Annotated in this window: 7 protein-coding genes and 1 tRNA gene; 1 reads left to right on the top strand and 7 read right to left on the bottom strand. The window is 71.1% G+C overall.

All coding sequences use genetic code 11. The features are described from left to right. Positions 1 to 11: 11 nt before the first annotated feature. Together ACZ4UU_RS12040 and ACZ4UU_RS12035 are read right to left on the bottom strand one after the other, a co-directional pair. Positions 12 to 524: an FHA domain-containing protein FhaB/FipA gene (locus ACZ4UU_RS12040; protein WP_468038935.1), complete on the bottom strand. Its 513-nt coding sequence runs from the start codon at positions 522 to 524 to the stop codon at positions 12 to 14. A gap of 10 nt (positions 525 to 534) precedes the next feature. Then, positions 535 to 1,416: an FhaA domain-containing protein gene (locus ACZ4UU_RS12035; RefSeq protein WP_234768350.1), complete on the bottom strand. Its 882-nt coding sequence runs from the start codon at positions 1,414 to 1,416 to the stop codon at positions 535 to 537. Positions 1,417 to 1,921: 505 nt separating this feature from the next. Here ACZ4UU_RS12035 and ACZ4UU_RS12030 point away from each other — a divergent pair. Further along, positions 1,922 to 2,005: transfer RNA gene (locus ACZ4UU_RS12030), tRNA-Leu, on the top strand. An 818-nt stretch (positions 2,006 to 2,823) separates the two neighbouring features. Here ACZ4UU_RS12030 and ACZ4UU_RS12025 read toward each other — a convergent pair. The 5 genes from ACZ4UU_RS12025 to ACZ4UU_RS12005 form a co-directional block, all read right to left on the bottom strand. After that, on the bottom strand, positions 2,824 to 3,537 hold the full coding sequence (locus ACZ4UU_RS12025) for a ribosome-inactivating family protein (protein WP_468038932.1): 714 nt from the start codon (positions 3,535 to 3,537) through the stop codon (positions 2,824 to 2,826). Positions 3,538 to 4,119: 582 nt separating this feature from the next. After that, positions 4,120 to 5,517 (bottom strand): hypothetical protein, encoded by a 1,398-nt coding sequence (locus ACZ4UU_RS12020; RefSeq protein WP_468038930.1) that lies wholly within the window; start codon positions 5,515 to 5,517, stop codon positions 4,120 to 4,122. After that, the gene (locus tag ACZ4UU_RS12015) at positions 5,514 to 6,791 is read right to left on the bottom strand and encodes a glycosyltransferase (RefSeq protein WP_468038928.1); all 1,278 of its coding nucleotides are present in this window, start codon (positions 6,789 to 6,791) and stop codon (positions 5,514 to 5,516) included. The genes ACZ4UU_RS12020 and ACZ4UU_RS12015 overlap by 4 nt, the downstream gene beginning before the upstream one ends. Before the next feature lie 97 nt (positions 6,792 to 6,888). Further along, positions 6,889 to 7,050 carry a hypothetical protein gene (locus ACZ4UU_RS12010; RefSeq protein ID WP_468038926.1) on the bottom strand — a complete coding sequence of 54 codons (162 nt, stop codon included), beginning with the start codon at positions 7,048 to 7,050 and terminating at the stop codon, positions 6,889 to 6,891. 674 nt (positions 7,051 to 7,724) lie between these two features. Next, on the bottom strand, positions 7,725 to 11,453 hold the full coding sequence (locus ACZ4UU_RS12005) for an nSTAND1 domain-containing NTPase (protein WP_468038924.1): 3,729 nt from the start codon (positions 11,451 to 11,453) through the stop codon (positions 7,725 to 7,727). Positions 11,454 to 11,952: the final 499 nt, after the last annotated feature.

Genomic DNA, 11,952 nt, shown 5'->3' with positions numbered 1-11,952 from the left:
TCATTGTCGTACTACTTCCGCAGCTCGATGACGGTCTTGCCGATGCGGATCGGCGCGCCCAGCGGAATCGGTGTGGGGGTCGTGAGCCGCGTTCGGTCGAGGTACGTGCCGTTGGTGGAGCCCAGGTCCTCGACGATCCACTGGCCGTCGCGGTCCGGGTAGATCCTGGCATGCCGGCTGGAGGCGTAGTCGTCGTCCAGCACGATCGTGCTGTCGTGCGCCCGGCCCAGGGTGATGGTCTGGCCCTGGAGCGCGACGGTGGTGCCGGTGAGGGTGCCTTCGGACACGACCAGCTTGGTGGGGGCGTTACGGCGCTGGCGGCCGCCGCCCTGCTGGCCGCGCTGCGGCGGCGGCGCCGCCTGCCTGGCGGCCTGCTGCGGCCGGGCGGCCTCGCGGCGCGATCCGCGCTGCGTGACACGCGTACCGAACAGGTCGCTGCGGATGACCTGCACGGCCACGATCACGAACAGCCACAGGACGGCCAGGAAACCCAGCCGCATGACCGTGAGGGTCAGCTCTGACATTGCCCCCGCTTCACCCTTCGGCTTGCCTATAGATAACGGTGGTGCTGCCCACGACGATCCGCGAGCCGTCGCGGAGCGTAGCGCGGGTGGTGTGCTGCCCGTCCACCACGATGCCGTTGGTGGACCCGAGATCCTGGATCGTCGAGGGCGTTCCGGTCCGGATCTCGCAGTGCCGGCGGGAGACGCCGGGGTCGTCGATCCGCACGTCGGCGTCGGTGCTGCGGCCCAGCACGAGCGTGGCGCGGGAGATCTGATGGCGGGTGCCGTTGATCTCGATCCAGTAGCGGGTGCGGCCGCCGGCCGCGGGTGCGGCGGGGGGGCGCTGGCCGCCCGCGGGCTGCGGGTAGCCGTAACCGCCGGGGCGGCCGCCGGGCGGCGGCGCGGCCGGCATGGGCGGGGCGCCCGCGGGTGCGGCGGCCGGCGGATAGCCGTAGCCGCCCTGGCCCTGGGCGCCACCGGGCCGCCCGGCCGGGGCGGCGGGTGCGGGGGCCTGCCGGCCGCCGCTCTGCTGGTCGGTGGAGCCGGCGAGGGTGCGGCTGCGCACGCGGTACAGGCCGGTGTCGAGGTCGTCGGCCTTCTCCAGGTTGACCTTGATCGGGCCCATGAAGGTGTAGCGCTGCTGTTTGGCGTAGTCGCGGACCATGCCGGCGAGCTCGTCGCCGAGCTGGCCGGAGTAGGGGCTCAGCCGCTCGTGGTCCGGGGCGCTGAGCTCCACGATGAAGTCGTTGGGGACGACCGTGCGGTCGCGGTTCCAGATGGTCGCGTTGTTGTCGCACTCGCGCTGGAGCGCTCCCGCGATCTCCACTGGCTGGACCTCGGACTTGAACACCTTGGCGAAGGTGCCGTTGACCAGACCTTCGAGACGCTGCTCGAACTTCTTCAGGACTCCCATGGGGCACCTCCTCCGTAGCCTGCTTCGTCCTGCATCCCGCCGGGCGGGTACTGCCTTACCTGGTACTGCTTACTGATCGTATCCACGCGCCGGTCAATCGGCTGGTTCCCCCTGTCGGCCCGGTCGACGGGTGTCGACGCCCTCGAAGTTCCCTGTGGAGCTCCCCTTCGAACTCCTCAGGGGCACAGTCTTGCCATGGATCGTAGAGGCGGCCGAAGACCAGTGTCCCGCACCTGACTGTGGACCCCGACCGGCTCCTGGGGAGATGCGTGGTACCGGTACGAGGTTGATACGTGAACAGGTACTCGTTGATACGGAGCGGAGGGCGCCGTGGGTCGGTCGTGGTCGGGCGGGATGTGCCGACTGTGCTGGTGGGCGCCCGCGGGCCGCTCGCACGGCGGCTGCCTGGGGTTAAGGGATGTGAATCCACCCTGGACGGCGTGCTAATGTTCTGCGTGTCGGAAGGCGCCGGACCGCAAGGGAAGAGCCCGAGGACACACCCAATGCGCGGGTGGCGGAATAGGCAGACGCGCTGGATTCAGGTTCCAGTGCCCGCAAGGGCGTGGGGGTTCAACTCCCCCCTCGCGCACAGTGAGAAACCGACGAAACGGGTCTCTCCAGGTGACGGAAGTCACCGGAGGGGCCCGTTTCTCGTTTCCATGATCGCTGTGAGGCATCACACAGCCTGGTCAGGTCACACCACAGGCCCCGACGCGTGAGCTATCTCACGGGTGGGGCCTGTCTTTGTCTGTGCTGCACCGCGGGTCGGATTGATCTACGCCGCCGGGGCCAGGTGGCCGGTCGGGGTCCAGCTCCTCGGCTCTTTCTTCGGTCGGCGGTGGTGGGTGCGCCGACGGGGACGCTCGCCGCCGAGCGACAGGGTGTCCAGCCACTTTTTGATCTTGCGGCGGTTCGCGTGGGCCAGCTGGAAGGCGAGCAGGATCGTTTGTGCCGCGATGCTGCGATGCCGCGGACGCGGCGGGAGCCCGCTGACTCGATGCCCTTGGCGCCGGCTTCGGGGCTGACGGTGATCGTGCGCTGGCGGCAGACCTTGAGTGGACCCGTCGGGCTCGGTTCCGGGTCGATGAGGGGCAGGTGGATGCCGCGCCGCATCGTGTGGCGGTAGCTGCGACGGGCGGCGATCAATCGGATCCACGCCGTTTGTGCGGCGGCCGCGGGAGAACGTTCGGACGGGGGTGGCGTCCACGCCCGGGGAGACTTCCGCCAGCTCCACCAGCAGGCTATGGAGAGGGCGTACGGAGACGTCCAGCACGAACTCGGTGAACGACGTTCGCGCTCCGCCAGGTCGTCCATGTCCGCCGCGACGGCCAGATCATGGGCTTCGCTGGTGCTGGCGGAGAGGTCGGTGCGGTTGGTGTGGCCGATGAAGACATCGCTGATGCCGGCCTAGTTGCGTATCAGGCCGACCTGCTGTGCGGTGACGAAGACGTCGGACCCGTTGTCCATGCCGTTCGCGATGCGGTCGGCAATGGGGCGGAACCGGGAGGCCTCGGTGATGGCGATGATGTAGCGCAGCATGCCGCGCGCCTGGGCGGTGCGGTCGGTGCCGCGGATGCCGAGGTCCCTGAGGCTGTTCTCAAGGCTGAACTCGTTCAGGTTGACGGCGGTCAGCGACTGGTTCGCGACGCGGGCGAGGGCGTCGTAGCCCTCCTTGCCGAGGAACCAGTTGTCGTCGGAGTCCTCATGGTTGGGGACGTCGGAGGCGAGGTTCAGGACGAAGTTGTGCGGGGTGTCGCTGGAGAAGAACCGCACGACGCAGAAGTCGCTGAGCCGTACGATCGCATGCACCGCGGGGATGTGGTTGCCGCTGCTGATCACGATGTCGGCGTAACTCTGGCTCTCCGTGTCGCCGGTGCTGGCGACGTTCACCTCGGTGTCGACGTTGGGCATGACGCGGCCGTTGGCCGAGGTCTCGGCGAGGTTGCGCAGCTGGTCGAGCACTGTCAGATAGGCGCCCGAGCCGCGGTTGATGTTCCAGGGGACCTGTGGGAAGTCGACGTGTTTCTTGCCGGATGTCTCGGTGTCCCTGGGCACTGTGAAGAACACCAGGATCCCGAGAAGGACGGACAAGGCGACCGCGATCAGGACGCTGGTGGGCATGGTGTGCTCCGGTTGTTCGACGTGCAGCGATGTCACGACCGACGCTCACAGCCGGGAGGTTGTTTGGCAGGCCCCTTTTGCCGCCGCATACAATTCCGGAGGACTGAGTTCCACATTACTTGTCCGGACGTAACGCGGTCGTCGCTCCACGCCTCTGCCTTGCGGGCGACACGCTGGTGCAGGACGCCACCGGCGTACGGCGGCTGCCCGGCAACCTGCTTGACGCCCCGCCCGCCCCTCGGGGCCGAAGCCCTCGCCCGCGCGCTCGTCCCGCGCACTTTGGGCATGGGTGGGGCCACCGTCAGCCCCGCAGCAGCGCAATCACAGGTCAGACTGGCGGTGCCGGCCGCTCCAGCCACAGATAGACGGCGTACGAACCGGGACCGGTGACCGGCACCTCGTAGGGGACCCGCAGTTCCGTGACCACGTGGACAGCGTCGCTGCCGTCGGGGCGGAAACCGTCCCAGCGGGATCAGCCGGCCAAAGGACACGGCCGGGGCGGTGGCACCTCGGGAGCCGCCGGCGCCGCAGTCAGCCTTGGGGCGGCCTCGCCCTACCGGCCCCGAGGCGCACGGCCGGCCGTCATGGACGCACGACGACGGTCCATCCGGGGTGGTAGGTGTCCGGCACCGGGAATCGATGCCAGTCACGCGCCCAGTGCGGTGGCTTCCGCTCGCGAAGGACCAGCGCACTGGGGTGCGCCGGGGGATCCGTCTCCGAGACAGTGCAGCCCGCGGTGTGGGCGATGGGAATCGTCGAAGTGTTCCCCGCGAGGACACACGGCGGGTGCACCCCGTGCTCGCGCAGCACGGAGGCGATCCGGACCCAGTCTCCGCGGGCCCGCTGATGGTTGCCCGCATGATGGTGGACGAGCACGGCCTGGATGCCTAAGTGCCCGAGGAGTACCAGGGCCAGCACCGCGGCTGTCGGCAGCGAACGGCGGGTGCGGGCCCGGTGGACGACGGCGAGGAGCCCGATAGCAGCAGGGAGCGCCAGCAGGGCGTAGGCCGGCAGCAGGAACCGCGGCGCGGCGTAGGGGACGAGGAAGAAGTACGGCGCCGCCGCGGCCACCGCCACCGCCACCGCCAGCCACAGCGGTGCGGCGGACCGGCGCGCCCGGCGCTCCGCCCACAGTCCCAGGCCGACCAGCAGCGGTAGCAGCACCCACCACTCCGTCACGGGCAGCCGTACGCTGTCGCCCGTACAGGGACGGCACAGCAGCGGGCCGTCCAGCGAGGTGAGATGGGCGCCCAGGGAGAAGACGGCCCGCAGGCCGCCCTGGACCTCGTCGGCCTCCGCGAGCCGGTTCCGCACCCCGCCGAACCGCACCTCGGCCTCGACGACCCAGGGGAGCGCACCCGCCACCAGTCCGGCCGCCAGGGCCGACAGACGCCCCCTCAGGCGGCCGTGGTCGCGCAGTGTGGGCATCAGCACGGCGGCCAGGAGCAGCGGCACGGCGACGGCCACACCGTCGTTGGGCCGCATCAGTGTCACCACCGCCAGGCCTGCGGCGACACCCGCGTACCGGGGACGCGGCGCGAGGAAGCAGCCCACCGCGCCGGTGGCACCCATCGCGGTGTAGTGGTTCGGCATCGCGGAATTGGCGTAGAACAGAGTGATCCACAGGCTGCCGTACAGCCCGGCCGCCACCCACACCGCCGCCGGGCGGCGCAGGATCCGCAGCCAGGGTCGGAATCCCAGCCAGAGCGCACCGCCGGCCAGCAGGAGCAGCCACACCCTGAGCAGCACCGTCGAGTCGCTCCAGGAGGCGATCGGAGCAAGCAGCAGGGGGACCCCGCGGGTACGCGGGGCGCTGAACGGGGTTGCGGGACCGTACGATCCGAAGCGGCTGGCGTACACGATCTCGTCCCAGCCGAGCGGCAGCGTGAGCGGTACGAGGACGGCCGACAGCAGACAGAACCCGGCGGCCACGATCCACAGCATCCGCTGTGCCGAGGCCGCTGTGCGATCCGCGTTCATCCGACCCACCCCAGCTTGCGCCGTCCGCGGCGCACCGCTCCGCGGGCGAGGATGCCTGCCGTGGCGGCGAGCACGGTGGCACGGTCGCGCCAGTCGGCCGGGCCGGGCGGTTCAGGAGCGGACCGCCCGGCCCGCTCCTCCACCAGTGCGCTGAACAGGCGCTCGTAGCGGTCGGCGACGCCGTCCGGGGTGAATCGTTTTGCCGCGCCGGCCCGGGCGGCCCTGCCCATCTCCGCACGCCGTCCGTCGTCCCGCATCAGTGCCAGCAGCGCGTCGGCCACGCCCCGGGTGCTGTCGCGCGGGACGAGGAAGCCGTCCACACCGTGGCGGATGATCTCGCCGGGCCCGTGGGGGCTGTCGGTGCTCACCACGGGCAGGCCGCAGCGCATGGCCTCCACGATCGTCATTCCGAACGACTCGTGCGCGGAGGTCACCGCGGCGATGGAGCCCTTGACCCACTCGGCCTCGATGGGCGTGACCGAACCCATCAGGAAGACCCGGTCTCCCAGCCCGTGGTGGGCTATCCGGCCGGCTATCCGGGCGCGCTCCGGGCCGTCCCCGTAGATGCGCAGGGACCAGTCGGGGCAGACCGCACGGGCCAGGGCGAAGGCGTCGACCAGCATCTCGTACCGCTTGACGCGGGCCAACCGTCCCGCCGCGACGACCACCTTGGCCGCCGCGTCGGCCGGCGGCACCGCGGGTTCGGGGACGCTGTTGGGGATGGCCAGCACCCGGGTGCGCGGCAGCCGCATGCCGTGCCGGTGGTCGCGCGCGTCCGCCCCGGTCATGGTGACCAGCGCGTCGAGACCGCCGTACCAGCGCTGGAGTTCCGTCCGCAGTCGGTGAGGGTGGTTGTAGTGGGTGACGTGCTCCTGGCCGACGCGTACGGCATGTCGTGGCCCGAACCGGGCCAGCAGCGCGTTGAGTCCGGCCCTGGTGCCCACGACGACGTCGGCGTCCGTCTCCCGCAGCCAGTCGATGACCCGCTGCTCGGCGAGCCGGTGGTACTGGTGCGAGCGGCTGTCCCCCTTCGGGAAGACCTCTCCGGCCCGCCGGGCGAGAGGGTCCGCCCCGTCCGCGGATCCCTCGCGCCGGTCCACCAGGGCCCGCAGCGGCACGTTCGGCGACCGCCCCAGGTGTGGTTTCTCGCGGTGCCGGAAGACCGACACGAGTTCCACCTGGTGTCGCCCGGCGAGCGTGTCGGCGAGTGTCATTGTGGTCCGTACGGTGCCGCCCATCGCGTAGGCGTTGTGCAGCAGGAAGGCGATGGGCACGTGCGGCGTCCCCCGGTTCCGGTGATATGGCTGGTCAGTGTCACTGTGTTCGCCTTCGGCGAGGCGACCGCACCCGTGTCGGCCAGAGCCCGCGGAGCTACGGGCGGGCCCTGCCGCCCGCGTTCTGCGAAGGCCCCGCGAGGACCGACAGCGCCAGGGTGGTGACGACCGAGCCGACGGTGATCTTGCGGGTGCGGCGTCGCGGCGGCTGTTGAGGCGCTTCCGATTCGGGGAGCGTCATCGCGCCGGTGGAGGACATGTGCTCTTCTCCGGGTGACTCAGGGTGCCGGGATCCGGCCTTGCTGCACCGACGCTCGCAACCGGAATGTTGTTTGGCACGTCCCTTTTGCCAGGTCAGACAATTCGGTGGGCGGTCGCGGACTGGCCGGCGTCAGAGGCTTCTGCCTCTGCCGGGACGCCCCTGGAGATTGCTTGCCCGGCGCCCGCGTACGGTTCTCGGCTTCGGCGACCAGGCGTCCGCAGTCGCCTCACGCTCTGGGACGGCGCCGATGCCAAGGCCGTACGACACCGGACCCGGCGCTGAGGACTTCGGCGAGGCGGGATCACGCCGGCCGTCGGCGGTGGGTCGCGGGCGAGGGGGACTGTTTGACGGCGGGATGGGGGTGGGGGGACAACTCCCGGGCCCTTGACGATCGACCCGTCGCTGCCCCGGTCCGGACTTCTCCCTCGGCCGGGGCAGCAGCCCGCCCTGATCAATGGGTCGAGAAATCCGGCGGGAGAGCTGTCCATGAAGATCCGGAAGACCGGCTGCCGTCGAACGGCCGTGCTGACATCGACCCTGTCCCGCGCGCTGATCCCCTCTCCACGGCATGTCGCAGACCGAGAAGTGGGAGGCGTTCGCGCCGTATTGGCGCGAGTCCCGAGGCTGGATCGCACTGCTGACCCGGCCACTTTCATGATCCACGGAGACGGTCAGGGGCAGACACGCCGGTACGGCCGGTCCGGAACATAGGTGCGCCACTGCGCCCGGGTCAGCTCCGCGTTCCCGGCACGGGAGCAGACAAGGGATGCCGCTCGGTCAGGATCCACGACGTACCGCTGGAGCGGGGCGTGCTTGCCGCCCGCGTACAGCATGGTGCTGTCCGGGCTGAAGGCGAGCGTGTCGACGCTCTCACCGGGGGTGGGCAGAGAAGGACCGAGAGGTTGCTGGGTTGCGATGTCCCAGAGTTGGACGGTCCCCGAGTCGCCGCCCACGGCAAGCGTGCTGCCGTCCGGACTGAACGCGAGAGCCCTGATCGCCTCGGCTGAGTCGGAGGACGGATCGACGGGCGCCAGAAAGACGTTCCTCAGGATGCCCGCCCGGTGCCGGAGGTCGCCGTCCCAGACGGCCACCCGCCCTGTCCAGTCGCCCGCCGCCAGGCTGGAGCCGTCGGGAGCGAAGGCGATGGCTCCGATGCCGTCGTGCTGGACGAGGTCATGGGCGTGGGACCGGCCCGCTCGGACGACGCGGTTGTCGGTCACGAGGAGCCGGCCGTCCGGGCTGACGGCCAGACCACGGCCGCCCGGGTCGGGAAGGAGCGCCGTCCTCCGCTGCCGCGTGGTGTCCCATGTCTCGTTGAAGTAGCCGTCTTCGGTCAAACGTGCGGTGAGGAGCGTACGACCGCCCGGTCCCAGGGCGATCGCGTCCGTAGGCGTCGTGGACGCCGTCGCCAGGTCCACCGTGGTCTTCGCGTGTCCGGCGGCCACGTCCCACACCGTCAGACGCTGAGGCACCGTGTCCCCGATAGAGACGGAGATTCCGTACGCGAACGTGCCTCCGTCGGGGCTGAAGGACAGCAAAGGCTCGGTGAGGTCCCCGGAGACCGTCGGGTTGCCGGTGCGGAAGACGGGACGTGACGGGGTCGGCAGGGTGCGCAGCAGACGGCCGTCGCGCGTGTTCCGCAGCTGGAAGACGTAGCGTTCACCGATGCGTTCGGCGGTGGCGAGCGTCCTGCCGTCGGGGCTGAGCCGGACCCCGGCGAGCGGATTCTTGCGCCAGGCCCGGGTGAGCGTCGTGGTGAGGTCGAGGGTGTGGACCGTGCCACCTTCGAGGTACCGCAGCAGGGGCCGCGAGGAGTCCCAGGCGAGACCGGAGAGCGACGCGTTGTCCAGGGAGTGCCGGAAAACGGGGGCGCCGCCCTTGGACAGACGCCACACTCTGATCTCCTGGCCGCCGCCGGTCGCCAGGAACGAGCCGTCAGCGCTCACGACGGCGCCGTTGGCACCTGGGTGGGCGACGTCGGCGAGCTCTCGTCCCGACGTGGTGTCCCATACACGCACCCGGTCCCCGGTGAGGGTGAGGAGCCGGCCGCCGGTGAGGCCGAGGAAGGTGCGGTCACCATCACAGACGCCGCGAGCGCTCGTCCAGGCACCGGACCGGACCCTGCGCGCGGAGGTGTCCCAGACCTGCGGGCCCCGGCCGCGCGGGCAGACGGCCAACAGCCGGTCGTCGTCGGCTGCCGCGGCGGCGCGCTCCCCGCTGCCGGCCGCCGGGGTCTGGAAGACCAGATGGCCGTCGGTGAGGGAGTAGAGCCGAGCCCGGTCGTCGAACATGCTCGTCACCAGGTAATTGCGGCCGCTCGCCCCGAAGCTCACGTTGTCCCTGAACGGCAGGGGGTCCCCGATCCAGCGCTTCGTCCGGGTGTCCCACAACCGCTGGGTCTGCTGGGCGGTCTGGATGACGAGCACCCGGCCGCCCGGCCCCGCGCCGAGTATCGCGCCATGAGGCACCGACCCCGAGGCGATACGGCGGTGGGTGTCCACGTCCCACGTCCGCCAGGTGTTGTCGCCGAGGCTGAGCAGAGTGCGCCCGGAGCTGTCGAGGACACGCGTCGGTTCGTCACCGGGCGCCGGGTCGGTGAAGGTGCCCAGTTCGGGCTGGGCCAGCGCGCCCAGCAGGGCTCGGCGGGACTCCGGCAGCGGGGACATGCGCCATGCGGCGACGCCGAGCAGCATCGCCGTGCGCGGGTCGGTGGTCCGCAGCGCCTCGGCGACCGCGGCCACCCGGCGGGCCGCCGTGTCGGTGGTCTTCTTCTCGCTGTCCTGACGCAGTCGTACGGCGGTCAGGCCGACGACCAGGGCCACCGCCAGCACGGCGCAGAGCGAGGCCGTGAGCGTGCGGCTGCGGCGCCGGGCCCGGGTGGCGGCCCGCTCCTCCGCCGCCCGCTGCTCCGCCGCGGCGACCAGGAAGGCGGTCTCCTCGGACGTCAGGCCGTCGTAGCCGCGGTCGTCGCCCGCGAACAGTTCCTCGGCCCGCGCCAGGCGGGTGCCCCGGTAGAGCGTGCCCGGGTCGCGGTCGTGCTCCAGCCAGGTGCGGGCGGCGTCGGTCAGCTGCCGGTGGTGGCGCAGCCGCTCCCGGTCCGCGTCGATCCACTCGCGCAGCCGCGGCCAGCAGCTGATGAGCGCCTCATGGGCCAGCTGCACCCCGTCGTCGTCGGTGGTCAGCAGCCGGGCCCGGGTCAGCCGCCCGGCGACGGCCCGCACCTCGGGGTCCTCCCACCCGGCCATTTCCTCCCAGCTGAGCGGGCGGCGCGTGTCGGCGTTGCCCTGGCCGGGCTCGACCATCCGCAGGAGCAGGTGCCGGGCGGCGTGCGCCTGCGCCGGTGAGAGCTCCCCGTACGCCTCCTCGGCGCTGGCCGCGATCGCGCCGCGCACTCCGCCGGCCGCTTCGTACGCGGCCAGGGTCAGCATCCGCCCCTTGCGCCGCCGCCAGGTCTCCAGCAGGGCGTGGGACAGCATCGGCAGTCCGCCGGGCTCGTCGAGCACGTCCTCGACGATCCGTGCGGTCAGTGTCCGCTCCACGATGAGCCCGGCCGCCTGCGCGGGACCGATCACCGCCTCGCGCAGCTCGTCGGCGGTCATGGGCCTGACCAGGAGCCCGCTCCCGTGCAGCGCCTCAGCCAGTCGCGGGTGCTCGGCGCACCGTGCGTAGAAGTCGGACCGTACGGCTATGAGCACGCGCAGTCGGCTTCCCGGGGCGCGCGCGGCGAGCAGAAGGTCGAGGAACCGGTCCCGCTCGGCGCGCTCGCGGCAGAGGGTGAAGACCTCCTCGAACTGATCCACCACCACCCAGCTCTCCGGATCGTCGGCCGCCGGCGTCAGCAGATGTCCGTAGGTGGTGGCGGGCCGGTCTCCCGGAGTGAGTATCCGAAGGACCGCCGTACGCCCCTGCTGGGCGATCTTCTCCCGCAGCAGGGGTATCAGACCGGCCCGCAGCAGAGAGGACTTGCCGCTGCCGGACGCCCCGAACACCATGGCGAAAGCGGACCCGCACCCCAGCTCGCTCAGCTCGTCGATCAGCCGGTCCCGGCCGAAGAACAGCTCACGGTCATCCGGCTCGAAGCGCGCGAGGCCACGGTAGGGCGGTGCGGCGTCGGCATCCTCCTCCCTCTCCTCCCCGGCCAGCGCCTCGGCCTCCGCCCACCGTGCCTCCCACGGACCGGGGTCGGCGCCGCAGGCCTGGACGTACGCCCGGAGCACGGCCAACGACGGCAGTCGCTCGCCGCTCGCCGCCTTCGCCAGGGTCGTCACCGAGAAGCCGGCCTTCTTCGCCATGGTCCGGTACGACACGCCACCCGCCGAACGGCGCAGCTCCCGAAGATCGTGGGCGAGTCGCTGCACGGGACCGGCCGCCGGGTCGACCGGTAGTTCGGGGCGCCCCATGGCGAAGCCTCTTTCGCATACAAGAAGAACATGCTGATCAGCAGCACAAGGTACGTTTCGTCCTCCTCGGGCGTGAACCCTTTCCTCCTGTGATGTTCGCGGAGAAGCTGTTCGTACCAGCGGTGCCGAGTTTGTTTCCCTGATGAGAGGAGGGATGGCCGACAACTCCCGGGCCCGGGCCCGCCTCCGGCCGATTCCTGGCCCTCGACGCGCGTCCCGTCGGCCGGACGTACGAGCCGCGCACCTTCGTGAATCAGTGGGCTCACGGCGGTGGCAACAACCAGCGGCTCCGTCTTCCAGGGTCCGTGGCCCGTGCACGCGTCGACACGGTCGAATTCGATGTCGCTGGGTCGCCGGGGCCCGGAGATGAGCGGCAGCGGCCGGTAAGGGCCGAGCCCGCTCAGTGCCTCAGGCACGTCGGGGGCGATCTGGTCCGCCGGTCCCCGCAGATGGACATGCTGCGCACGCGGCACCTCGCGGATCCGACGCCACCCCTGAA

It is taken from the genome of Streptomyces sp. NPDC028907 (genome assembly GCF_055564995.1).
This window is presented reverse-complemented; position numbering and strand designations above follow the sequence as displayed.

What these genes read in the sequence shown, in the direction of transcription:
- ACZ4UU_RS12040 (WP_468038935.1), bottom strand. Translation starts at nt 524, where the DNA reads ATGTCAGAGCTGACCCTCACGGTCATGCGGCTGGGTTTCCTGGCCGTC.
- ACZ4UU_RS12020 (WP_468038930.1), bottom strand. Translation starts at nt 5,517, where the DNA reads ATGAACGCGGATCGCACAGCGGCCTCGGCACAGCGGATGCTGTGGATC.
- ACZ4UU_RS12035 (WP_234768350.1), bottom strand. Translation starts at nt 1,416, where the DNA reads ATGGGAGTCCTGAAGAAGTTCGAGCAGCGTCTCGAAGGTCTGGTCAAC.
- ACZ4UU_RS12010 (WP_468038926.1), bottom strand. Translation starts at nt 7,050, where the DNA reads ATGTCCTCCACCGGCGCGATGACGCTCCCCGAATCGGAAGCGCCTCAA.
- ACZ4UU_RS12025 (WP_468038932.1), bottom strand. Translation starts at nt 3,537, where the DNA reads ATGCCCACCAGCGTCCTGATCGCGGTCGCCTTGTCCGTCCTTCTCGGG.
- ACZ4UU_RS12005 (WP_468038924.1), bottom strand. Translation starts at nt 11,453, where the DNA reads ATGGGGCGCCCCGAACTACCGGTCGACCCGGCGGCCGGTCCCGTGCAG.